Origin of the sequence: Dactylosporangium sp. CS-033363, from assembly GCF_050942475.1 — a bacterium.
GTDB lineage: Bacteria > Actinomycetota > Actinomycetes > Mycobacteriales > Micromonosporaceae > Dactylosporangium.
On the sequence record NZ_CP192032.1, the window covers coordinates 8,127,965 to 8,150,854 of the forward strand.

The 22,890-nt window shown below is 73.3% G+C and carries 23 protein-coding genes; 8 read left to right on the forward strand and 15 right to left on the reverse strand.

Translation table 11 applies throughout. From position 1 onward, the window contains the following. The first annotated feature begins 43 nt into the window (after positions 1-43). Complete coding sequence (locus ACQPZ4_RS37615) at positions 44-2,032, forward strand: acyltransferase family protein (RefSeq protein WP_433046867.1); 1,989 nt, start codon at positions 44-46, stop codon at positions 2,030-2,032. Between the two features lie 222 nt (positions 2,033-2,254). On the opposite strand, the gene ACQPZ4_RS37620 is transcribed toward ACQPZ4_RS37615, so the two are convergent. Beyond that, complete coding sequence (locus ACQPZ4_RS37620) at positions 2,255-2,761, reverse strand: DUF1269 domain-containing protein (protein ID WP_433046870.1); 507 nt, start codon at positions 2,759-2,761, stop codon at positions 2,255-2,257. 214 nt (positions 2,762-2,975) lie between these two features. On the opposite strand from ACQPZ4_RS37620, the gene ACQPZ4_RS37625 reads away from it, so the two are divergent. The 4 genes from ACQPZ4_RS37625 to ACQPZ4_RS37640 all read left to right on the forward strand — a co-directional run bounded on the left by ACQPZ4_RS37625 (position 2,976) and on the right by ACQPZ4_RS37640 (position 8,421). After that, positions 2,976-3,719: an alpha/beta fold hydrolase gene (locus ACQPZ4_RS37625; protein WP_433046872.1), complete on the forward strand. Its 744-nt coding sequence runs from the start codon at positions 2,976-2,978 to the stop codon at positions 3,717-3,719. 3 nt (positions 3,720-3,722) lie between these two features. After that, positions 3,723-6,170: a SpoIIE family protein phosphatase gene (locus ACQPZ4_RS37630; protein ID WP_433046875.1), complete on the forward strand. Its 2,448-nt coding sequence runs from the start codon at positions 3,723-3,725 to the stop codon at positions 6,168-6,170. A 1-nt stretch (position 6,171) separates the two neighbouring features. Then, a complete protein-coding gene (locus tag ACQPZ4_RS37635; RefSeq protein WP_433046878.1) occupies positions 6,172-6,519 on the forward strand; it encodes an STAS domain-containing protein in 348 nt (115 codons plus the stop codon). A 213-nt stretch (positions 6,520-6,732) separates the two neighbouring features. Then, positions 6,733-8,421, forward strand: coding sequence for a methyl-accepting chemotaxis protein (locus ACQPZ4_RS37640; protein ID WP_433046881.1), 1,689 nt, complete (start codon positions 6,733-6,735; stop codon positions 8,419-8,421). Positions 8,422-8,425: 4 nt separating this feature from the next. Here the strand turns inward: ACQPZ4_RS37640 and ACQPZ4_RS37645 are convergent, their stop codons facing one another. The 9 genes from ACQPZ4_RS37645 to ACQPZ4_RS37685 form a co-directional block, all read right to left on the reverse strand. Continuing rightward, the gene (locus ACQPZ4_RS37645; RefSeq protein ID WP_433046884.1) at positions 8,426-10,483 is read right to left on the reverse strand and encodes a chemotaxis protein CheW; all 2,058 of its coding nucleotides are present in this window, start codon (positions 10,481-10,483) and stop codon (positions 8,426-8,428) included. After that, positions 10,480-10,755, reverse strand: a complete 276-nt coding sequence (locus tag ACQPZ4_RS37650) for an STAS domain-containing protein (protein ID WP_433046887.1) — start codon at positions 10,753-10,755, stop codon at positions 10,480-10,482. Before ACQPZ4_RS37650 ends, ACQPZ4_RS37645 begins: the two co-directional genes overlap by 4 nt. Before the next feature lie 168 nt (positions 10,756-10,923). Next, entirely contained in the window at positions 10,924-11,292 is a 369-nt protein-coding gene (locus ACQPZ4_RS37655) for a response regulator (protein WP_433046890.1), read from the reverse strand. A 9-nt stretch (positions 11,293-11,301) separates the two neighbouring features. After that, a complete protein-coding gene (locus tag ACQPZ4_RS37660; protein ID WP_433046893.1) occupies positions 11,302-12,333 on the reverse strand; it encodes a methyl-accepting chemotaxis protein in 1,032 nt (343 codons plus the stop codon). After that, on the reverse strand, positions 12,326-13,351 hold the full coding sequence (locus tag ACQPZ4_RS37665; RefSeq protein ID WP_433046896.1) for a protein-glutamate methylesterase/protein-glutamine glutaminase: 1,026 nt from the start codon (positions 13,349-13,351) through the stop codon (positions 12,326-12,328). The genes ACQPZ4_RS37660 and ACQPZ4_RS37665 overlap by 8 nt, the downstream gene beginning before the upstream one ends. Continuing rightward, positions 13,348-13,857 carry a chemotaxis protein CheD gene (locus tag ACQPZ4_RS37670; RefSeq protein ID WP_433046899.1) on the reverse strand — a complete coding sequence of 170 codons (510 nt, stop codon included), beginning with the start codon at positions 13,855-13,857 and terminating at the stop codon, positions 13,348-13,350. Before ACQPZ4_RS37670 ends, ACQPZ4_RS37665 begins: the two co-directional genes overlap by 4 nt. Next, positions 13,850-14,683, reverse strand: a complete 834-nt coding sequence (locus ACQPZ4_RS37675) for a CheR family methyltransferase (RefSeq protein ID WP_433046902.1) — start codon at positions 14,681-14,683, stop codon at positions 13,850-13,852. Before ACQPZ4_RS37675 ends, ACQPZ4_RS37670 begins: the two co-directional genes overlap by 8 nt. Next, positions 14,680-15,204: a chemotaxis protein CheW gene (locus ACQPZ4_RS37680; RefSeq protein WP_433046905.1), complete on the reverse strand. Its 525-nt coding sequence runs from the start codon at positions 15,202-15,204 to the stop codon at positions 14,680-14,682. Before ACQPZ4_RS37680 ends, ACQPZ4_RS37675 begins: the two co-directional genes overlap by 4 nt. A gap of 207 nt (positions 15,205-15,411) precedes the next feature. Beyond that, on the reverse strand, positions 15,412-16,227 hold the full coding sequence (locus tag ACQPZ4_RS37685) for an SMP-30/gluconolactonase/LRE family protein (RefSeq protein ID WP_433046908.1): 816 nt from the start codon (positions 16,225-16,227) through the stop codon (positions 15,412-15,414). Between the two features lie 88 nt (positions 16,228-16,315). On the opposite strand from ACQPZ4_RS37685, the gene ACQPZ4_RS37690 reads away from it, so the two are divergent. Next, positions 16,316-17,161, forward strand: a complete 846-nt coding sequence (locus ACQPZ4_RS37690; protein ID WP_433046911.1) for an MBL fold metallo-hydrolase — start codon at positions 16,316-16,318, stop codon at positions 17,159-17,161. On the opposite strand, the gene ACQPZ4_RS37695 is transcribed toward ACQPZ4_RS37690, so the two are convergent. Both ACQPZ4_RS37695 and ACQPZ4_RS37700 read right to left on the reverse strand, forming a co-directional pair. Then, positions 17,145-17,741, reverse strand: a complete 597-nt coding sequence (locus ACQPZ4_RS37695; protein WP_433046914.1) for a rhomboid family intramembrane serine protease — start codon at positions 17,739-17,741, stop codon at positions 17,145-17,147. The genes ACQPZ4_RS37690 and ACQPZ4_RS37695 overlap by 17 nt on opposite strands. 5 nt (positions 17,742-17,746) lie before the next feature. Next, positions 17,747-18,400: a DUF4386 domain-containing protein gene (locus ACQPZ4_RS37700; protein WP_433046917.1), complete on the reverse strand. Its 654-nt coding sequence runs from the start codon at positions 18,398-18,400 to the stop codon at positions 17,747-17,749. A gap of 79 nt (positions 18,401-18,479) precedes the next feature. Between ACQPZ4_RS37700 and ACQPZ4_RS37705 the strand changes: the two genes are divergently transcribed. Further along, positions 18,480-19,142 (forward strand): TetR/AcrR family transcriptional regulator, encoded by a 663-nt coding sequence (locus ACQPZ4_RS37705; protein WP_433046920.1) that lies wholly within the window; start codon positions 18,480-18,482, stop codon positions 19,140-19,142. Here ACQPZ4_RS37705 and ACQPZ4_RS37710 read toward each other — a convergent pair. Continuing rightward, positions 19,128-20,210, reverse strand: a complete 1,083-nt coding sequence (locus ACQPZ4_RS37710; RefSeq protein WP_433046923.1) for an aldo/keto reductase — start codon at positions 20,208-20,210, stop codon at positions 19,128-19,130. The genes ACQPZ4_RS37705 and ACQPZ4_RS37710 overlap by 15 nt on opposite strands. Positions 20,211-20,301: 91 nt before the next feature. Between ACQPZ4_RS37710 and ACQPZ4_RS37715 the strand changes: the two genes are divergently transcribed. Further along, positions 20,302-21,174 carry an AraC family transcriptional regulator N-terminal domain-containing protein gene (locus ACQPZ4_RS37715; RefSeq protein WP_433046926.1) on the forward strand — a complete coding sequence of 291 codons (873 nt, stop codon included), beginning with the start codon at positions 20,302-20,304 and terminating at the stop codon, positions 21,172-21,174. On the opposite strand, the gene ACQPZ4_RS37720 is transcribed toward ACQPZ4_RS37715, so the two are convergent. Both ACQPZ4_RS37720 and ACQPZ4_RS37725 read right to left on the reverse strand, forming a co-directional pair. Further along, entirely contained in the window at positions 21,171-22,232 is a 1,062-nt protein-coding gene (locus tag ACQPZ4_RS37720; protein WP_433046928.1) for a DUF6183 family protein, read from the reverse strand. The two genes, ACQPZ4_RS37715 and ACQPZ4_RS37720, sit on opposite strands and share 4 nt — an antisense overlap. Next, positions 22,229-22,825, reverse strand: coding sequence for a class I SAM-dependent methyltransferase (locus ACQPZ4_RS37725; protein ID WP_433046931.1), 597 nt, complete (start codon positions 22,823-22,825; stop codon positions 22,229-22,231). The genes ACQPZ4_RS37720 and ACQPZ4_RS37725 overlap by 4 nt, the downstream gene beginning before the upstream one ends. Between the last annotated feature and the right edge of the window lie 65 nt (positions 22,826-22,890).

Below are 22,890 nucleotides of genomic sequence, written 5' to 3' on the forward strand. Positions count from 1 at the left end.
CCGGCGGCGGCCCGCGAACCGGCGCCGAAATGGGGCAAGGCTGGTGGCGGACGGCAAATCGGGCGGCGGTTGGGGCTACCTGCCCGCCCTCGACGGCGTGCGGGCCCTTGCCGTGCTCGCCGTCGTCGTCTTCCACGCGCAGCCGGACTGGCTGCCGGGCGGGTTCCTGGGCGTGGACGCGTTCTTCGTGCTGTCCGGGTTCCTCATCACCGGGCTGCTGCTGCACGAGGTACGGCGCACCGGCGGCGTCGCCCTCGCCGCGTTCTGGGGGCGGCGGGCCCGGCGGCTGCTGCCCGCGCTACTCGTCGTCATCGTCACCGTCGTCGTGGTGAGCCGGGCCGTGCTGCCCGCGCCGGAGGTGTCGGCGCTGCGCTGGGACGCCCTGGCCGCGCTGCTGTACGTGGCCAACTGGCGCATGATCTTCCGCGGCGGCGACTACTTCGCGGCCACCGCCCCGCCCTCGCCGCTGCAGCACACCTGGTCGCTCGGCATCGAGGAGCAGTTCTACCTGCTCTGGCCGCTGCTCGTCATCGCCCTGCTGCGCGCCCGCGAATCCCGGGCCGCGATGCTCACCGCCTGTGCGTCCGGCACGGCGATGTCGGCCTGGCTGTGCGCGCACTGGTACTCCCCCGACCTCGACCCCGGCCGCGCCTACTACGGCACCGACGGCCGCGCGGGCGCCCTGCTGCTGGGCTGCGGCCTCGCCGTCCTGCTCGGCGGCAGGACCAGCGCGCCGCGGAGCCGCACGCTGAGTGTCCTCGCCGCCGGCTGCGCGCTCGCCCTGGCCGCGGCGTGGGCGCTGGTGCACGGCAGCGACGCGTGGCTGTACCACGGCGGCCTCACCGCCTTCGCGCTGGCTGTCACCGTCGTCCTCGCGTACCTCCTCGCGACCCCCGACGGCTGGGGCGCCCGCCTCCTGAGCCTGCCGCCGCTGCCGTGGATCGGGCGCATCTCGTACGGCCTGTACCTCTGGCACTGGCCGCTCCTGCAGTGGCTGACCGGCGAGCGCACCGGCCTGACCGGGCTGCCGCTGTTCGCGCTGCGGATGGCGGCCGCGCTCGCCGTCACCGTCGCCTGCTACTACGCCGTCGAGCTCCCGGCCCGCCGGGTGTTCGCGACGAGGCCCGGCCGAGCGCCCGCCAAGCCGGCCACGTGGCGCACCCTGGTGCCCACCACGACGCTGGTCATCACCGGCGTGGCCGCGCTCGCGATCGGCGTGACCGCGGCCCCGACCGTCGCCGCCGACGTGCCGTCCGACGGCCCGGCCGACGCCCCGCTCGTCCAGGCCGGCGCCTCGGGCCCGCCCCCGAGCGCGGCCGCGGGCGCCGCGATGGCCAGGCCGGGCCGCAAGCCGGGCGCGGATCCGCGGGTCGTCTTCCTCGGGGACTCGGTGGCGTGGACGATCGCGGCGTACCTCCCGGCCCACCCCGGCCTGTCCGTGGCCAACCGCGCGATCCAGGGCTGCGGCATCGCCCGCCTGCCCGACATCCGCTACATCGGCAGCGCGCACACCAACTACCCCGGCTGCGACCAGTGGGACGCGAAGTGGCGCGCGAACATCCCCGCCGACGACCCGGACGTCTCGGTGATCCTGCTCAACCGCTGGGAGCTGATGGACCGCAAACTGGACGGGCGCTACCAGCATGTCGGAGAAGACCCCTTCGACGTGTACCTCACGAAGGAACTCAGCCTCGCCATCGACATCGCCGCCGGGAACGGGGCGCGGGTCGTGCTGCTCGACGCGGCGTACACGCACCGCGCCGAACGCCCCGACGGCGGCCTGTGGCCCGAGGACACCCCCGAGCGCGTGGACGCCTGGAACACCCTGCTGGGCGAGGTGGCCGCCGCGCATCCCAGGCACCCGCTCGTCCTGGACCTGAAGAAGGTGGTCTGCCCGGCGGGCGTCTTCACCTGGAACGTCAACGGCCTGAAGGTCCGCAGCGACGGCCTGCACTTCACCCCGGACGGCGTCAAACAGGTCATCGCCCCGTGGCTCCTGCCGCAACTGCGCACGCTCGCGACGGGCGCCTGACTCAGGGCAGCGCGCGCCGGATCGCCGCGGCGGCAACGGTTTCCGCGGCACGCCACTGCGTCTCGCCGGCCACCCCCGGACAGGCGGTCGTCGGCGCGGGGCCGCTCTCCATCGCCGGCATCGCTGCCGATCGTACGAGAGCGGCACCACAGGCAGTATCGGTTCGCCTACCGTCGATCACTGACCGATCGGGCGACCCCGAACGGGCGGGTCGGGACACACTCAGACGCGGGCCAGGTTCGCGGCCGACATCGCCTCGCGGAGGCGCTGCTCGGCCTCCATGCTGAGCGAGCTCTGCAGCAGCCGGCCGCCGAGGTCGTACGGGGCCATCTCGGCCACGACCTTGTCCACGGTGACCTGGTCGACCAGCAGGAACAGGGCGGCCGAGCCGGGTTCCAGGGTCTTGCCGATGTCCTTCATGAACTTGTCGTCGACGCCGGTGTCGGTGAACTTGCCGGCCACCCCACCCGCGGCCGCACCGACCGCCATGCCCAGGAACGGGGCCAGGAACAGCAGGCCGATGAGGCCGCCCCACAGCGCGCCGCCGGCCGCACCGGCGCCGGCGTTGCTCGTGGCCTGGTGGAGCCGGACCTTGCCGCCGGGGCCGGCCTCGACCACGGCCGCGTCGCGCACGGCGATGATGCCCTTGCGCTGCAGCTCGATGATCTTGTCCCGGGCCATGTTCGCGGTGGCCACGTCGCGGTAGCCGATCGCCACGAGATCGCTCATGGTGTCTCCTCCTGCTCGTCGCTCGCGTGCGTTGCCCTGCAACCGTCGGCGACGAGGCCGCGGACCGCCTCGCCCGCGGCGAATGAGGCCCGCCCGAAAACCAGTAGCCACTTGCCCTCTTGTTCGCGCACGAGGGGCGCTAGTAACGTCACTGGCCGTGAGCGTTGTCGAACGAAACAACGTCAGGCTGCTCGGACCCGAGACCGCCCCAGCCTTGGTCTTCTCACATGGCTTCGGCTGCGACCAGAACATGTGGCGGTTCGTCGCACCGCGCTTCGCCGACGATCATCGCGTGGTCCTGTTCGACCACGTCGGGGCGGGCAACTCCGATCTCTCCGCCTACAACCCGCAGCGGTACTCCACGCTGTCCGGCTACGCCGAAGATCTGCTGGAGGTCCTCCGCGCGCTCGACCTGCGCGGCGTGGTCTTCGTCGGGCACTCGGTGAGCGCGATGATCGGGCTGCTGGCCTCGATCGCCGAGCCGGACCGGTTCTCCAAGCTCGTGCTCGTCGGGCCGTCCCCGCGGTACATCGACGACGACGGCTACTACGGCGGGTTCAGCGCCGGCGAGATCGACGAGCTGCTGGACAGCCTCGACAGCAACTATCTGGGCTGGTCGGCCGCGATGGCCCCGGTCATCATGGGCAACGCCGAGCGCCCCGAGCTCGGCGAGGAGCTGACCAACAGCTTCTGCCGCACCGATCCGGCCATCGCGCGGCAGTTCGCCGAGGTCACGTTCCGCTCCGACAATCGCGCGGACCTGGGCAAGGTGACGGTACCGACGCTGATTCTGCAGTGTTCGGAGGACGTCATCGCGCCGCGGGAGGTGGGCGCGTACACCAACGCGAACATCTCCGGCAGCCGGCTGCTCGTGCTCGACGCGACCGGCCACTGCCCCAACCTCAGTGCACCCGACGAGACCTACGAGGCCATCAGCGGCTTCCTGCGGACGGGCTGAGGCGTGGCGGAGCCGCTGCCCGAGGAGAACGCCGAGGATCTCTACGACAGCGCCCCGTGCGGATACCTCACGCTGCTGCCGGACGGCACGATCGTGCGCGCCAACCGGACGTTCCTGCGGTGGACCGGGTACCGCCGCGACCAGCTGACCGGCCGCCGGGTGCACGAGATCTACGCGACCGGCAGCCGGATCTGGCACGAGACGCACCTCGCCCCGCTGCTGCACATGCAGGGCGAGGTGCGCGAGGCGGCGGCCGAGTTCCGCAACGCGGACGGCACCCGCCTCGACGCGTTCGTCAACGCGGTGCTGCGCGCCGGTCCGGCCGGCAGCCAGGCCATGGTGCGCATGACGATCTTCGACGCCAAGGAGCGGCGGACGTACGAGCGGGAACTGCTGGCTGAGCGCCGCAGCGCCGAACGCAACGCGACCCGCATCCGGCTGCTGCAGGAGATGGTCGTGCGCTGCGCGGCGATCGAGCGGGCCGAGGAGATCGTGGCGCCGATCGTGCGGGTCGGCGAGGAGGCGTTCGCCGCGTCCGGCACGCGGGTCTGGCTGCTGGAGCCGGCCGAGGCCGCGCTGCGCCCGCTCGACCTCGCCGACGAGCTGATCTCGCTGGACGACCCGGCGCCGGAGGCCAGGGCCGCGGCGCTGATCGACGTCGTGCGGCACGCCGAGAACGACGGCGGGCTGCGGCTCGTCACGCCGCTGCTGGCCGACCAGCGGGTGCTCGGGGTGGTGTCGTTCGTGTTCTCCCCGGACCGCCCGGCCGGCGCCGACCTGGAGCTGGCCCGGCCGCGCGCGTTCGGCGAGGACGAGGTCGAGCTGATGCGTACCGTCGGGCGCCAGGCCGGCCAGGCGCTCGACCGCATCCGGCTGCTGGAGGAGACGAACCGGCGGGCGTGGCAGTCGGGCTTCCTGGCCCGGCTCAGCCGCGACCTCGACGAGACCGTCGGCTTCACCAGCCGCGCGCGGCGCCTCGTCGAGCTGCTCGTGCCCGACGTCGCCGGCTACGCCCAGATCGACCTCGACGCGGTCGGCGACCCCGCGGGCGCGCCCGGCTGGCAGGCCTCCGCGCCGAGCCGCCCGTGCGGCTGGACGATCCCGAACGACGTGCTCGCCTCGGTGCACGCGGCCGGGCGGGCGGGGGCGCTGGCGGCGGTACCGCTGATCACGGCCGACGGCGAGCGCGCGATGGTGCTGCCGCTGCGGGCCCGCAACACCGTGCTCGGCACGCTGCTGCTGGCCGGGCGGCACGTGGCCGGGGCCGGGGACGTCGGGCCGGACTTCCTGGCCGACCTCGCCGACCGGGCCGGGCTGTCGCTGGACAACGCGCGCCTGGCCGAGCGGGACCGGGAGGTGGCGCACACCCTGCAGCGCGCCATGCTCAGCGGGGAGTGGCCGGCGGATCCGCGGTACCACGTGGTCACCGCCTACCGCCCCGCCGTGCACTCGCTGGAGGTCGGCGGCGACTGGTACGACGTGTTCGCCACGTCCACCGAGAGCGTCGGCATCGTCGTCGGCGACGTCGTCGGCCGGGGCCTGCGCGCGGCCAGCGCCATGGGCCAGCTGCGCAGCGCCGTCCGCGCGCTCGCCACGGCCCACGACGGACCGGCCGCGGTGCTGCGGCACATGGACGACTTCGTGTCGCACTTCGCGGCCGGGCAGATGACCACCCTCGCGTACGCCGAACTCGCCCTCGACTCCGGCGAGCTGCGCTACGCCTGCGCCGGCCACCCGCCGCCGCTGCTCGTCCAGCCCGGCGGCGTGCCGAGCTACCTGTGGGACGCCCGTTCCGGCCCGCTCGGCGCGACCTCGGCCGGTCGCGTGCGCAGCGAGGCGCGGTTGGTCGTGCCGCGGGGGTCGAGGCTCATGCTGTACACCGACGGGTTGGTTGAACGAAGAGGCGAGCGGTTCCATCACGGGCTGGATCGGCTCGCGCAGGCCGCCGCCGAGCATTGGCAGACGCCGCTCGGGTCGCTCGCCGGGGAGCTCAGCGACGCGATGCTGCCGGGCGGCGGCGGGCACGACGACATGTGCCTGCTCGCCCTGGACTTCTCCGACGCGCCCCCGTTCCGCGCCGACGTGCCCGCGCGGATGCAGGCCCTCGCGGGATTCCGGGCCGCGCTCGACTTCTGGCTCGGCAACCAGGGCGTGGACGACTACGACCGCTTCGGCGTGGTCCTGGCGACGGCGGAGGCGGTGGCGAACGCGATCGAGCACGGGTACGCCCTCGACGACGCCCGCACCGTCGGCATCCTGGCCCAGGTCGACGGCGACATGGTCGCGGTCCGCGTGAGCGACACCGGCCAGTGGCGCCCGCCGCGCACGGCCCTGCACCGCGGCCGCGGCCTCGCCCTGATCGGGCGCCTCATGGACGAACTCGTGATCGACCGCGGCACGGGCGGCACCACGGTCCTCATGCGCCGCCGCACCGGGACCGGAAGGCGTTGAGATGGACGGCGAGCGCCAGGTCAAGGTGTACTCCACGGGCGGCTGCGAGGTCGTCCAGCTCATCGGCGAGATCGACCACGCCACCGCCCCCCTCGTGGAGCGCGACGTCCTCGTGAGCGTCCGCGCCGCGACCGGCGTCGTCGTCGACCTGACCGAGACCACGTTCCTCGACAGTGCGGGGTTGTTGTGCCTGGACCGCGTGGTGACCGCCTTCAGCGACCGCGGCGCCCCGGTCCGGGTGGCGGCCCCGGCCGACGGGATGGTGCGCTTCACCCTGGACCTGATCGGCTTCCTGCCCGACCTGATGTCGGAGGACGTCGACTCCGCGGTCGCCGCCATGACCAAATAGCCGTCGCAACCGGCCCCGGCCGGCCGCGCGGCACGGGCTGTGGCGCGCCTGGCCCTCGCTGCTCGGTGCGTTCGTGGCCACGGCCGCGGCGAGCGCCGCCGCGTGGTACGCGCTCTACAACGTGACGATCGGCTTCTGACCCACAAGTCTCAGGTGGGCCTGCTGTCATCCGATTGGGGCTGATGTAGTCCGCCGTTCGGGGGGAGCAGCACCGTGAGTGTCGGGTCCGCGTTTCGGAATGTGTCGGTCGCGTGGAAACTGCGCATTGTCGCCGTGGTGGTGTGTGCGCTGCTGGCCACGGTGGGGCTGATCGGGTTGCTGTATCTGGGCAACAGTCAGGACCGGCTGGACTCGTTGTACAACCGGAATCTGCAGTCGGTGCACATGCTCGACGGGGTGTCGTCGGACTACCTCAACGTCCGGTTCCAGGTGCGGGGGCTGGCGCTCGCGCAGAGCGACGAGGACGCCGACGCGGCCGAGGGGAAGGTCGGCGACGCCGTGCGGGGGCTGAGCGCGAGCTGGCAGGCGTTCGCGGCCAAGAACACCGACGCGGCCAACCGGGCCGACCGGGCCACGTTCGAGGCGGCGTGGACGGACTACCAGAAGGTGCTCAACAACAAGTCGGTGCCGGCGGCGCGGGCGAAGAACTACGCGGAGTACAACCGGATCAGCAAGGAGGAGGTCGAACCGATCGCGCAGCGGCTGGGCGGGGCGATCGACAGCCTCGTGGCGCGGCAGAACGCGGCGGCCAAGCAGGCGCTGCAGGATTCCACCGACGATTACGGTACGGCCAGGCTCCTCCTGCTCGTCCTGACGCTCGTCGCCATCGTGGTCACGTTCGGCATGGTCACGCTCGTCGTGCGGGCGATCTCGAAGCCGCTGCGCACCACCGTCACCGTGCTGACCGGGCTCGCCCAGGGGCGGCTCGACCAGCGGTTGCCGGTCAACAGCACCGACGAGGTGGGCCGGATGGGCACCGCGCTCAACGCCGCGCTGGATCGGTTGAGCGAGACCGTGCGTACCGTCGTCGAGTCCACCCACCAGCTCGCCAACGCGTCGAACCAGATCAGCGGCGCCTCGCAGAGCCTCTCGCAGGCCGCCACCGAGCAGGCCGCGAGCGTCGAGGAGACCACGGCGAGCATGGAGCAGATGACCGCCAGCATCAGCCAGAACAGCGACAACGCCACCACCACCGAGCAGATCGCGTCGCAGACGGCGGGCGAGGCGGACCAGGGCGGGGACGCGGTGCAGCGGACCGTGGACGCGATGAAGCAGATCACCAGCAAGATCAGCATCATCGACGACATCGCGTTCCAGACGAACATGCTGGCGCTCAACGCGACGATCGAGGCGGCGCGGGCGGGCGAGCACGGCAAGGGGTTCGCGGTCGTCGCGTCGGAGGTGGGCAAGCTCGCCGAGCGCAGCCAGGTCGCGGCGCAGGAGATCAGCGAGCTGGCGGCGGGCAGCGTGCAGACGGCGGAGCGGGCCGGGAGCCTGCTCGGCGAGATCATCCCGAGCATCACCCGCACGTCCGACCTGGTGCAGGAGATCGCGGCGGCCAGCAGTGAGCAGGCGACCGGGGTGCGGCAGATCAACATCGCGATGACCCAGATCGGGAAGGTGACCGAGCAGACCGCGTCCTCCAGCGAGGAGCTGGCCGCGACGGCCGAGGAGATGGCCGCGCAGACGCATCAGCTGCAGGACATGATGACGTTCTTCGTCACCGACGCGGGCGGTGCGGGACGGTCCGCGGCGGCGGCCCTGCCCGCCGGCTTCGACCGGGGCGCCCACCGCCACAACGGCGGCGGGCGGCCTCAGCGCCCGGCGCCCGCGCTGGTTTCCGCGGGAGCGGGCCGCCCGTCGGAGAACGACATCGACGAGAGCAAGTTCGACCGGTTCTGAGCGATCAGGCCGATGCGGGAAGAGCGATCCGGTCGCGGGCGATGTGCTGGGCGACGAGCGCGTCGATGTCGAGGATCAGCGCGATGTCGCCGTTGCCCAGGATCGTCGAGCCGCCGATGCAGCGCACCTCCTGGAACAGCTTGCCCAGCGGCTTGATGACCGTCTGCGACTGACCCAGCAGGTGGTCGACCACGACCCCGGCGCGCTGCCCGGCGTGCTCGACCACGACCACGCTCTGCCGGCGCGGGGCCCGCCCGCCCAGCGCGAACACGTCGCGGAGCCGGACGAACGGCAGCGCCTGGCCGCGCAGGTGCATGAACGAGCGGCCGCCCGCCTCGAGCGGCAGCTCCACGCACTCGATGACCCGGTCCAGGGGCACGATGAAGTGGGTGTCACCGGCGCCGACCAGGAAGCCGTCGATGATGGCCAGGGTCAGTGGCAGCCGGATCTGCATGAGGGTGCCCGCCCCCGGCGTGGTCTGCACGTCGATGCCGCCGCGCAGGGCCGTCACCGCGCCGCGCACGACGTCCATGCCGACGCCGCGGCCGGACAGGTTCGACACGGTGTCGGCGGTCGAGAAGCCGGGTTCGAAGATCAGGGAGTACACCTCGGGGTCACTGAGACTCTCGCCGCGGGCCACCAGGCCGCGCTCGATCGCCTTGGCCAGGATCCGGTCGCGGTTGAGCCCGCGGCCGTCGTCGGAGATCTCGATGACGATGCTGCCGGCGTCGTGGAAGGCGTTGAGCGCGAGGCGGCCCCGCGGCGGCTTGCCGGCCCGCTCCCGCTCGTCCGGCGGCTCGATGCCGTGGTCGAGGGCGTTGCGCACCAGGTGCAGCAGCGGGTCGCCGATCCGCTCCACGAGGGCCTTGTCCATCTCCGCGTCGCCGCCGGTGATGACGAGGTCGACCTCCTTGCCCAGCTCCATCGACACGTCGCGGACGACCCGCTCGAAGCGGCGCAGGGTGGTGCCGATGGGGACCATGCGCAGCGAGAGGGCGGTGTGCCGGACCTCCTCGACCAGCCGCAGCACCTGCGACTGCTCGTCGGAGAAGGCCACCCCGGACTGGGCGATGACCAGCTCGCCGACCAGGTCGATGAGCCGGTCGAGGCGGGAGGCGAAGACCCGGATCGTCTGGTTGTCCTGCTGGCGGCTCTCGGCGGTCTTGCGCTGCCTGTTGAGCGCCGCCTCCACCACCGGCTGCTGGACGATCCGCTCCTCGACCAGGATCTCGCCGAGCGGCCGGCCGGCCGACTCCCCCGCGTGCTGCTTGGCCAGGGCCGTCTCCAGCTCGCGGTCGGTGACCACGCCGCCCTGGCGCAGCAGGTCACCGAGCCGGTCGTACTCCGGCAGCGCGTCGATGAGCTCCGCCGCCTCGCCCGAGGGCATGATGCGGATGGTGCTGTCGTCGCGCACGAACTCGAAGACGCTCTCGATGTCGGCCTTGCTCGCCTCGCCGGCGAACTCCAGGTCGAAGCCGAGGTAGCAGACCTCCGGATCGGCCTCGTCGGCCCGCGGCAGCGCGTCGGTGCGGGTGATCAGGCGCTGGATCGTGCCCATCGTGGCGAGGTACCGCAGAAACGACAGCGGATCCATCCCGTTGCGCAGGCATTCGGGCCCGAACCAGATGCTCAGCAGCCAGATCCGCGAAGCCGGCTCGGGCGAGGACGCCCCGGAGAACGGCGCCAGCGCCGCCAGCAGCCGCGCGCTGACCTCCTGCTCGGCCGGCGTCGGCTCGTCGCGCCCGGCGGCCACCGCGTCGACCAGCACCGAGATGTGGTCGGTGCACGGCAGCAGCGCGCTGACCAGCCCGGCGCTCACCTGCAGCCGCCCGGCGCGCAGGTCGTCCAGCACCGACTCCAGCACGTGCGTGAACGACACCAGATGGCTCAGCCCGAACAGCCCGGCCGAGCCTTTCATGGTGTGCATCGCGCGGAACAGCCCGTTGACCGCCCCGGGCGCGTCCGGCGTGGACTCCAGCTCGAGCAGCCCCTCCTCGAAGTCCTGGACCAGTTCCCGCGCCTCGGTGATGAACGTGTCGAGCGCGTCCCGGAAGTCGTTCACGAGACCGCCTCCAGGTCGCTGTCCAGCCAGGCCAGGGCGAGCACGTCCCGCACGGCCGGGCTGTGGCCGGTCAGCCGCAGCCGCACGTCCCGCCGCCGCGCCTCCTGCCGCGCGAGCAGCAGCAGCTGCAGCCCGGTGGTGTCCATGTCGGTGACCCCGGCCAGCGAGAGCTCCAGGTCCGGCCCCTCCCCGAGGAACCGCAGCACCCGCTCGTGCTGCTCGGCCGCCCAGGGAATGGTCAGCTCCCCGTCAAGCTCCAGACGGGCGGTCACGGCGCCACCTCCGCAAGCTCCGGCGTCGCCGCGACAAAGCTGAGCCGATGGTGAGCGGCCCCTACGCTCCGCTCCGGGCCGCTCACGGCGCCACCTCCGCAAGCTCCGGCGTCGCCGCGACAAAGCTGAGCCGATGGTGAGCGGCCCCTGCACTCCGCTTCGGGCCGCTCACGGCGCGATCAGTTTCGATACGGCGGCGAGCATCTGGGCGGGCTGGAACGGCTTGGTCACCCAGGCCTTCGCGCCGGCCGCCTGGGCCTGCCGCTTCTTCTCCTCCTGCGACTCCGTGGTCAGCATGATGATCGGCGTGAACCGGTGCTCCGGCTGCTTGCGGATCTCGCCGACCAGCGTGATGCCGTCCATGTTCGGCATGTTCACGTCGGAGATCACCAGGTGGACCCGCTTGCCGCCGAGCTTGCGCAGCGCGTCCTGGCCGTCGACGGCGTCGATGACCTCGTACCCGGCGCCCTTGAGCGCGATCGCCACGACCTGGCGCACCGAGGCCGAGTCGTCGACGATCAGCACGGTCTTGGACATTGCCGCCTCCTAGAAGAACGTGATCTCCGACGTGGGAGCCTCGGTCACCGCGCCCGAGCGGTGGGCCTGCAGCTCGCCCTGCATGGTGTACGTGCGCTCGAGCTCCTCCAGCAGCCGGCGCGCCTGCGGCCCGGTGTCGGGGGCGTCGGCGACGTGCCGCGGCAGGAGCTTGATGTTGTCCTCCAGGTGCTGCAGCACCTGGCCGACCCGGTCCTGGAACTGCAGGTTCACGATCGCCTCGGAGATGGTGCCGCGGATGTCCACGGCCGCCCGCTCCAGCCGCTGGGACGACTCCCGGGACCGGTTCACCACGTCCTGCAGGTCGTCGATGACCTCCTGGACGTCGTCGTTGGCCCGGGCCACCGCGACGCTCTCCCGCTCGGCGTCGCCCTCGGCCCCGGCCAGCACCGACTCGATCGCCGCGCCGATCCCGGCCACCTTCTGCGCCATCTGCTCGCTGGTCTGCAGCGAGCGGTCGGCCAGCCGCCGTACCTCCATCGCCACCACCCCGAAGCCCGCCCCCGCCGCACCGACGCGGGCCGCCTCGATCGAGGCGTTGAGGGCGAGCAGGTTCGTCTGCGCGGCGATCTGCGCGACGTCGGCCGTCATCTGCTTGAGCTCGTCGTTGAACCCGGCCAGCCCGGCCAGGTCGTGCACGGCCTGCCGCTTGGCCCGCATCGCGCTGTCGAGGGTGTGGACCACGCCGCCGAGGCGCTCGCGGCCCCGGTCGAACGTGCCCGCGCCCCCGCCCTGCGGCCCCAGCGCGCCGGCCGAGGACGCCAGCACCGCGTCCACGTCGTCGACGATCTGGCTGAACTGCTGGGTGACCGCGCTGATCCCGGACTCCATCTGGGCCCGGGAGGACTCGATCTGGGCCGACCACACGGGCGCCACCTCGTCGGCGAACGCGCCCACGCCGCGCCGGAACGCGTCCGGCGGCGCCGCCTCGGTCACCTCGACGGCCGGACGGCGCCGGCCCAGCCAGAAGCCGAGCGCGAGCCCGGCCAGCAGGGCCGCGATGACGTACAGGACCTCAGCCATGGTTGCGGATCACCTCTGCAATCGCGGGGAGGGGCACCTCGCGCTCGACCGCCCCGAGCGCCACCGCCTCCTTGGGCATGCCGTGCACCACGCACGTCGCCTCGTCCTGGGCGACGGTGGCGGCCCCGGCCCGGCGCATCTCCAGCAGGCCCCGGGCGCCGTCGTCGCCCATGCCGGTCATGATGACGCCGAGCGCGTGCCCGCCGGCCGCCTTCGCCACCGAGCGGAAGAGCACGTCGACCGACGGGCGGTGCCGGTTGACGGGCGGGCCGTCGAAGACGCGGACGCGGTACCCCGAAGGATCGGACACCACCTCCAGGTGCCGCCCGCCCGGCGCGACCAGCACGAGCCCGTCGCGGACCCGGTCGCCGTCGGCCGCCTCGCGCACCTCGACCGCGCACAGCCGGTTCATCCGCTCGGCGAACGCGGCGGTGAACTTCTCGGGCATGTGCTGCACCACGACCACCGCCGGCGAGCGGGCCGGCAGCACGGTCAGCACGCGCTCCAGGGCCTGGGTGCCGCCGGTGGACGTGCCGATCGCCACCACCCGGCGCTCCTGCGGGCCGGCGGTGCGGGCCGGCTCGGGCAGCCGCGCGGTGGGGCGCTCGATGCGGCGCACCCGGCCCGCGGCGGCCGCGCGCACCGCCGGCACGATCTGGGCGCTGTCGTCCTCGAGGTACCGTTTCAGCCCGCTCGTCGGCTTCGCGACCGCCGCCACCGCGCCCGCGGCGAGCGCGTCGAGCCCCGCCCGCGCGCCCGAGCCGACCAGCGACGAGCACACCACGATCGGCGTCGGCCGGGTCGCCATCACCTGCTTGACGAACGTCAGCCCGTCCATCTTGGGCATCTCGATGTCGACCACGATGACGTCGGGCCAGGCGCGCCGCATCTGCGCCATGGCGAGCACCGGGTCGGCCGCGGTGCCGATCACCTCGATGCCGGGCGCGGCGCCGAGGACCGCGGACAGCACCTGCCGCACGACCGCCGAGTCGTCCACGATGAGCGTTCTGATGCTCACGAGGCCACGTCCAGGTCGCCGCGGGCGTTGCGGCGCAGCCAGACGTCGCCGGTGTCCAGATCGAAACGCAAAAATCTCGCTCCGGTACCGCCTGTGTCCCGCACCAGCACCGCGAAGCCGTACCGGTCCAGCAGTGTGAGCGCGGCCCGGACGTTGGCCGCGGCGACCTTCCCGCCGGAGGTCTGGGCGGCGCCTCCGAAGACCTTCGCCCGGTACTGCCCCGGCTCCGTCCCGGTCCGCGCGAGCTCGGCCCGGAACAGCGCGAACGCGCCGTCCGCGAACCGCCCGTCACCGCGCCCGGGCGAGGCGAACCGTCCGTCGCCGCGGCCGGGCGAGGCGAGCCGCCCGTCGCCGCGGCCCGGGAGCATGAAGTGGCACATGCCCCCGATCCGTAGCGCCGGGTGCCACAGGCAGACGGCGACGCACGAGCCGAGCAGCGTGGAGATCCGGGTGCCGGCCGCGCCGAAGTGGAACCCGCCCGGGTAGAGGAAGACGTCGTCAGTCACGGGTGCCCGCCGGGAGCCGGTAGATCGACGGGCGGACCATGCGCAGCCGCGACGGGATGCCGTTGAGCGTCTCGGACAGGCTGATGATGAGGTGGCCCTCGGGGTACAACATGTGCTGCAGTCTCTGCACCAGCGCCGCCTTGGTCGGCGGGTCGAAGTAGATCATCACGTTGCGCAGCAGGATCACGTCGAACAGGCCCAGGTCGCGCAGGTCGTCGAGCAGGTTGGCGTGGTGGAACGCGACCCGCTCGCGCAGGGTGGAGCCGGCCGCCATCAGCCCGGCGTACTCGTCCCGCCCCTTCAGCCAGTACTTCCGCAGCAGTTCCCGGGGAATGCGGGCGGCCGATTCGAGCGGATAGAGCCCCCGCCGCGCCCCCTCGACGATCCGGGTCGACACGTCGGTGCCGAGGATCTCCCACGCCGTGGCCGGGGACTTCTCCAGCAGCACCATCGCCGCGGTGTAGGCCTCCTCGCCGCTGGAGCTGGCCGCGCTCCACAGCCGGAACATCCGCCCCGGCCGGTGCGCGGGGACGATCACCTCGCGCAGGTAGTCGAAGTGCTGCGGCTCGCGGAAGAAGGACGTCTCGTTCGTCGTCAGCAGGTCGATGGCGTGCTTGAGCTCGCGGCCGTCGGGCTCGCGCAGCAGGCGCACGTAGTCGGCGTACCCCCGCACCCCCAGCTGGCGCAGCCGCTTGCTGAGCCGCCCCATGACGAGCGTCTCCTTGCCGGGCTGGAGCCGGATGCCGGTACGCTGATGCAGCAGCGCACTGATCGCCGCGAAGTCCGCGCCGGTGATCTCCGGCGGCGCCTCGAGCGAGCCGGTCACGGCGCCTCGGCGCCCGGGTCCTGCAGCGCCGCCACATCGGCCGGCGACACGATCCGCTCCAGGTCGAGCACGATGATGAAGTCGGCCTCGCGCCGGGCCATGCCGCTGATGTACTCGGGCTGGATCCCGGTCCCGAACGTCGGCGGCGGCTCGACGTCCCCCGGCCCGAAGCTCACCACCTTGTTCACCATGTCGACGAGGATCCCGACGTGCTGGCCGTCCTCGGCGGCACCGCTGTGCACGATGATGACGCTGGTGCGCCTGGCGACCGGCGTGGCACCCTGCCCGAATCGGATCCCCAGGTCCACCACGGGCACCGCCCGCCCCCGCAGGTTGATCACGCCCCGCACGAACTCGGGCGCCATCGGCACGGCGGTGAGCGCCCGATACTCGATGATCTCGATGACGTGGAAGATGTCGAGCGCGTACGCCTCGCCGTGCAGCGTGAACGTGAGGTACCGGCCGGCCTCGAGCCCGCCGGGGTGGTGCGCGTCCGCTGCGGCGCTCTGGGTGATGCTCACCGGTCTGCCCGTTCTGTGCGACGACCCCCTCGTACCTTCGGCTGATCGGCGCGGCGGCCCCGGTCTGTAGCGTTTCGGCCGCCCCGCCTACCGCGGGCCGGGCACGCCGGCCTACCGCGGGCCCGGCACGTCCACCTACCGCGGGCCCGGCACGTCGACCTACCGCGGGCCCGGCACGTCGACCTACCGCGGGCCCGGCACGCCGGCCTACCGCGGGCCCGGCACGTCGACGTCGATCGCGAGCAGCCGGCCGGAGCCGGGGGTGACCATCTCGGCCGCCGTCATCCCCTGCCATTCGGCTGCGGTGACGTAGAGGGTGGAGCCGCCGAGCGCGCACGCGAAGCCGCCCCGGTCCAGTTCGACGGTCTGCAGCACCTCCCCGCCCTCGGCGACGCGGACGCAGCACTTGTGGGGGACGTCGGCGTACCAGACGGCCCCTTCGGTGTCGACGCAGATGCCGTCGGGCACGCCGTCGCCGAGGTCGGCCCAGACCCGCCGGCCGGCCAGGGTCCCGTCGGCGGCGATGTCGAAGGCCAGGAGCTGGTGCCCGTAGGAGTCCGCGACGATCAGGGTGGAGTCGTCGGGGGTGACCAGCATGCCGTTGGGGAAGGCGATGTCGTCGGCGACCGGGCGTACGACACCGTCCGGCGCGACCAGGCTGACCGCTCCCGGGGCGAAGTCGGCCCCGGCCACCGGGTCGAAGCCGGCCCCGTTGACGTAGAGGTTGCCCCGCCCGTCGGCCGCGATGTCGTTCCATCCGGCCCGCCCGAGCTCGGCGTGGGTGGCCAGGGTCCCGTCGGGCGCCACCCGCAGCAGCCGCCCGCGCGGCGAGTCGACCGCCACGAGCGTCCCGTCCGGCAGGAACGCGATGCACAGCGGCAGCGACTCGACCCGCGCGACCACCGCGCCGGCCCCGTCCAGCACCTCGCCCGCGGACCAGTCGCAGAAGTACAGCCTGCCGTCGTGCCAGCGCGGCGACTCGACCAGCCCGCGCCCGTCCACCAGCGTCCGCAGCTCACCCATCGCGTCTCCCCATCTCGCCGTCGTCGTGGCCATCGTCCCCTATACGAACGGCGACGCCGCCGGATCGACACCGGCGTACCGTCGAACGATGAGACTCGGGGACGTCGAGGTCGTACCGGTGCTCGAATGGGAGGGCGACCTGGGCCCCGCGCGGGTCGTGATCCCGGACAGCCCGGCCGAGCTGTGGCGGGAGAACGAGGACTGGCTCGCCCCGGACTACTGGACCCCGGCGACGGACGGGTACCACGCGGTGCTGCGAACCTGGCTCCTGCGCAGCGCGGGCCGCGTGATCCTGGTCGACACCGGCGTCGGCAACGACCGGGACCGGCCGCAGTTCCCGCTGTTCTCGGGCCTGCACACGGACTTCCTGAGCCGGCTCGCGGCCGCCGGGGTGCGACCCGGGGACGTCGACGTCGTGGTGAACACCCACATCCACATCGACCACGTCGGCTGGAACACCCACCTGGCCGGCGGCGAGTGGGTCCCGACCTTCCCGAACGCGACCTACCTCATCCCGAGGGTCGACCAGGAGTACTACGCGCACGAGGAGCGCGGCGCGAACATCTACGCCGACAGCATCGCCCCGGTCCTGAGCCAGGCGCTGCTGTGGGAGGACGCCCACCGCATCGACGCCGGCCTCACCCTGGAGCCGGCCCCCGGCCACACGCCCGGCGCGTCGCTGGTGCGCCTGGCGTCCGGCGCGGACCGCGCGGTCTTCGTGGGCGACCTGCTGCACAGCCCGGTGCAGATCCTGCGGCCGCGGTACAGCAGCTGCTTCGACGAGAACCCGCGGCAGGCCGCCGCGACGCGGCGCCGGGTGCTGGAGCGCGCCGCCGACGAGCGCGAGCTGGTGATCCCGGCCCACTTCGCCGGGCACCCGGCGGCGGAGGTCAGCCGCGCGGGCGCGGGGTTCGCGATCAGCCGCTGGGCCTGACCCGCCGGGCCAGCAGGAACCCGGCCGCCGCGCCGACCAGGGCCGGCCCGCCGTGCACGTCGCTGATGACGAGCAGGGCCAGCCCGGCGAGCAGGCTGACCACGGCGACGACCCGCTGCCACGGCCGCCCGAGCACGAGGGCGGCCGCGGCCAGGGCGGCGCCGAGACCGAAGTCGAAGAGCGAGGTACCGGCGCCGACGGGTTGCGCGTAGAGCGCCCACAGCCCGCCGAGCACCTGGACGACGGCGACGAGGGCGATCCACCGGGCGGTCCCCCACAGCCGCTCGGCAAACGTCCCCAGCACGGCCAGCGCGACGAGGTTGAACACCGCGCCCGACCACCCCGAGTCCTGCACCAGCGCCGAGGTGACCAGCCGCCACACCTCGCCGCCGGCGACGAGGGACCGGTCGCGGCGCAGTGTCTCGAACAGCCCCGGCGCGACGGTCAGCTGCAGCAGCGTGAACACCGCGATCACCGCGAACAGCGCGATGGTCGCGACCGGCACCCGCCGCACGGCCCGCACCCGGGGCCCGGCCACGCCGGCGGCCACCAGCAGCACCAGGTACAGGACGACGATCACGGTGATCACCCTACTGCCGGCACCGGCTTCGCGCGCCCGAGCGGACGGCGGGGGCGCGCCTGCTGGGCGCCGCGGACCAGCAGGAAGACGCCCAGGACGACCTCGAACAGGCCGCCCGGGATGGACAGGGCCAGGCCGACCGGCACGCCGAGCAGCTCGCCGACGGTGCCCGCGGCGAAGATGGCGTAGCCGATCGCGCCGAACCAGGCCAGGGCGCGCGGCAGCCAGCGGGTCCGCGCCAGGAGCAGGCACAGGAAGACGCCCGCGAAGCCGAGCAGGAACTCCCCGATCTGGTACACGATGTTGTTCGCATCCACCGCCAGCAGCCCGAACACGGGGTCGGCGGCGCGGTCGTGCAGCGGGACCAGCATAAGCAGGAAGGTCACGCCGAAGCCGAGGAGCACGGCCTCGATCGCCATCATCGTGAGGTACAGCAGCGCCGTGTACTGCCCGCGGCTGTTCAGGATCGGGAAGAACAGCACGCCCTTGCCGACGTCGACGAGCACGTTGAGCAGCATGAGCAGCGCGCCCGCGACCAGGGTGGAGCGGGCGGTCAGCGCGCCGTCGTCGCCGATGGCCGAGCCGACCAGGGCGAATCCGACACCGTAGAAGAGAAACCCGGCCAGGAACAACGCGCCGATCATGCGCGTGCGGTTCATGATGACCACTCCAACCTTACTAAGTACGGTGACGGTACCGTACTTAGTAAGGAACGCGGAACCCCGAGGAGACCCTGAGATGTCGCGACGGATCACGCACGGCCCCCCGCTGAGCCGGGAGCGGGTGCTGGGCGCCGCCGTGGAGCTCGCCGACGCGGGCGGGATCGCCTCGCTGACGATCCGGTCGCTGGCCGAGAAGCTGCGGGTCAAGCCCATGTCCGTGTACCACCACGTGGCGAACAAGGACGAGATCCTCGACGGCATCGTGGACGCCGTGTTCGCCGAGATCGAGCTGCCCGCGCCGGACCGGGACTGGCGGGCGGAGCTGCGGAAACGGGCCGAGTCCGCCCGCGCGGTGCTGCGCCGGCACTCGTGGGCGATCGGGCTGCTGGAGTCGCGGACCACGCCCGGCCCGGCCACGCTGCACCACCACGACGCGGTGCTGGCCTGCCTGCGCGGGGCCGGGTTCTCCGTCGCGCTGACCGCGCACGCCTACGCGCTGCTCGACAGCTACGTCTACGGGTTCGCGGTCCAGGAGGCGGCCCTGCCGTTCGAGGGCGAGCAGACCGCCGGCGACGTGGCCGGGTCCATCATGGACACGTTCGCCGCCGAGGCCTACCCGCACCTGGTCGAGATGGCGGTGGAGCACATCGCCAAGCCCGGCTACGACTTCGGCGCCGAGTTCGCCTTCGGCCTCGAGCTGATCCTCGACGGCCTCGCCGCGCATCTAGTACCGCACTGAGCTCTGTAACAACGGCGGGTACACCTCGGACGCCTCACCGTCCACGGTGGAGCCGGCGAACTGCAGCATCGCGCGCAGGGGGCCGTGCAGCGGGGCCGGGTAGTTCAGGTCGGGCGCCGAGACCGCGTCCAGTGTGGACAGCTGGTCCGCGGTCAGCGCGACGTCCAGGGCGGCCAGGTTGCCCCGCAGGTGTTCCAGGCGGCGGGCGCCGACGATCGGGATGACCGTGCCGGGGCGGGCGCGCAGCCAGGCCAGCGAGACCGCGGCCGCCGTGGTGCCCAGCTCGTCGGCGATCGCATTGACGGCGTCGATCACCACGTAGTCGGCGTCCGTCGGCTGACCCACGAAGGCGCTGCGGGCCGAGTCCGGGGCCTGGGCGGCGCGGCGGTACTTGCCGGACAGGAAGCCGTTCTTCAGCGGGCTCCACGGCACCAGTGCGATCCCCTGGTCCCGGGCGAACGCCGCCAGCTCGCCCTCGGCCGTGCGGGCCAGCAGGGAGTACTCCACCTGCAGCGCGATCAGCGGGGTCCAGCCGCGCAGGAGGGCCATGGTGTGCGCCTGGGCGGTGAGCCAGGCGGGGGTGTTGGAGAACCCGACGTACCGGATGCGGCCCTCGCCGACCAGGTCGTCGAGCGCGCGCATCGTCTCCTCGATCGGGGTGTTGCGGTCCCAGTTGTGCAGCCAGTACAGGTCGAGGTGGTCGGTCCGCAGGCGGCGCAGGGTCTCGTGCAGCTGCCGGCGGATCGCGGAGCGCCCGGCGCCGCCCGCGTTCGGGTTGCCGGGGTGCATGTTCGTGAAGAACTTCGAGGCCAGCACCACGCGGTCGCGGGCGCCGGGGCGGGCCGCGAGGTAGTCGCCGAGGATGCGCTCGGAGTGGCCGTTGGTGTAGAAGTTCGCGGTGTCGACGAAGTTGCCGCCCTGCTCGAGGTACGCGGTGAGGATCTTCTCCGACTCCTCGACGCTGCAGCCGGCGGCGCCGGGGTCCTCGCCGAACGTCATGGCGCCGAGGGCCAGGGGGCTCACGCGGAGGCCGGAGCGGCCGAGGGTCAGGTAGTGGTCGAGTGGCATGACACCAGCAAACGCCTCCGGGGCCGCAGCCGGTAGACCGATCCGCGCGACCTCTTGCACGATCCTGCTCGGCTGGGCAAGAGTGGGCAATGTGCTCAGCGAACTGCGCCGCCTCGTCGCCGCCCACGCGCGGCCGGATCTGCGGACCGCGATCGACGGGCTGGTGTTGTCCAAAGTGGACTCCTCGCCGCCCGAGCACTCGCTGACCGAGCCGCTGCTGGTGGTCATGGCGCAGGGCGGCAAGCGGCTCGTGCTCGGCGAGCAGGTCTTCGAGTACCGCGCCGGCGACGTCCTGATCGTGACCACCACGCTGCCGGTCAGCGGGCACTTCCTGCGGGCCACGCCGAGCCGCCCGGCGCTCGGGATGGGTATGGTCCTGCGCCCGGAGGCGATCGCGCCGCTGCTGCTGCGCCTGCCGCCGCCGGAGCGGGTGCTGCCGATGGCGATGGCGACCGGACCGGCGGATGCCGAGCTGCTCGATGCCGCGGTACGGCTGCTGCGCCTGCTGGACCGCCCGTCCGACATTCCGGTGCTCGCCCCGCTCGTCGAGCAGGAGATCCTGTGGCGCCTGCTGACCGGCCCGCACGCGGCCGTGGTGCGCGCGATCGGCCAGGCCGGCAGCGGCCTCACCCACGTGGACCGCGCGATCCGCTGGCTGCACGCGAACTACGCCGAGCCGATGCGCGTGGCCGACCTGGCCCGGCTGGCCGGCATGAGCGTCTCGGCCTTCCACCGCAACTTCCGCGCCGTGACCGCGATGAGCCCGCTGCAGTTCCAGAAGCGCATCCGGCTGCAGGAGGCCCGCTCGCTGCTGACCGCCCGCGCCGGCGACGTGGCGGGGGTGGGGCACCTCGTCGGGTACGACAGCCCCTCGCAGTTCAACCGCGAGTACCGCCGCCTCTTCGGCGCCCCGCCCGGCCAGGACGCGGAACGCCTGCGCGCGACCGCCCCGTCGCTGCCCTAGTCGGTGTCGGTGGCGGCCAGCAGCGCGAGCCGGCGCCCGCCGGCGGACACGGCGGCCAGCCCGATGTCCCACGCCACGTTGGCGAACCACGGGCTCGCGCCCGCGAAGGCGTACCACTCGGCCGCGAGCGCCGCCGCCTCGGTCTCGCCCGCCGTCGCGCCCGGCGGGGCCCCGGCCAGCGCGCCGATCGAGCGCCAGGCGGCGAGGCGGCCGTAGGCGCCGTATTCGCCGGAGCTGTAGGCCCCGCCGCCCGAGGCCGCCGTGAACAGCTGCCGCCACGCGTTCCCGGCGACGCCCGCGCCGACGGTGGTGAGCCCGTCGAAGCATTCCAGCCCGAGCCCGCGCAGGGTCGCCGCGGCCGCGCCCGGGACCAGTTCGGCACCCAGCTCGTACGTGCGCGACTCGACCTGCCCGTTGGACTCCCGCGCCCAGTTGCGCACGGCCGCCTCGATCGCCACGGAGACGTCCTCGGTCGTGGTCTCGCGCAGCGGCGGTACCGCGCCGGCCTCGGCGAGCACCGTGGAGTGCTCCGACGGCAGCGCCCCGCCGGTCCCGTCGAGGCTGTAGCGCGGCATCGCCGGCCGGCCTTCGAGCGGCGTCAGCGCCCCCGGCAGCCAGGCCAGCGGATGGCCGGCGGGCGGGGCGACGTCGACCGGGCGCCCGCGCAGCGCGAGTTCGTGCACCAGGCACGCCCGCAGCTCGCCCGGCGCGTCCCCGCCCAGCGCGGGCCCGAGCTCCTCCGGCTGGTGCCCGCCCGCGAGCAGCGCCGCCGCGAGCCGTACCGGCCGCCCTTCGCCGATCACGGTGGACAGCCGCACCGCCTCGGGCACGGTGCCGGGCGAGAGGCACAGCAGCCGCACGATCCGGTCGAGGGCGCTGCGGTACTGCCACGGCGGCCGCTCGTCGAGCCCGTACCGCCGCCAGAGCGCGATCCCGAGCTCCGCCGCGAACGCCGGGCGGCCGGTCGCGATGCGGCGCTGCGCCAGCTTCAGGACGTCCTGCACGTGCTCCCGCTCGGCGATGCCGGCCGCGATGGCGACCGGGTCGGGAGCGGTCACCGGGCGGGCCGGCGCCGGGCCAGGAGGACCGTGTCGCTGCGGTGGTGGGTGCCGGGCGGGGCCGGGGCGGTGCGCGGGCGGGTCTCGTCGGCCAGGATCGTCCACTCCGCGCCGAGCCGCTTGGCCACGTCGGCCGGGTGGTAGTAGTCCTCAGGGCGGAACGGCGCCGGGTCGGGCACGTCGGCCATGTCGTGACCCACGTAGAGCAGCAGCCCGCCCGGCGCCACCGCGGCGAGCAGGCCCTGCAGCGCCGCGTCGCCCGCCGCGCGCTCCAGCGGGAAGTACTGCACCGAGACCAGGTCGAACGCGGCCGCCGGCGGTGGGGTGGTGCTCAGGTCGGCGTGGGTCCAGGTGACCGTGCCGGACGGGTCGGCGGCCGCGCCGCGGGCCAGGGCGGTCGGGGCGATGTCCGTCGCGGTCACCCGCCAGCCGCGGGCGGCCAGCCACAGCGCGTCGCCGCCCTCGCCGCAGCCGACGTCCAGCGCGCGGCCCGGTTCCAGGGCGGTGACCTCGGTCACCAGCACGCCGTTGGGGTTGCCGCTGAAGAGCCGGTCCTGGGCGCGGTACCGGTCCTCCCACTCCTGTTCGCTCATGCCGACCACGATGGGGTGCGGTTGCCCCGACCGCCACCATCTTTGCCGGAATGGCAAACGGGGTA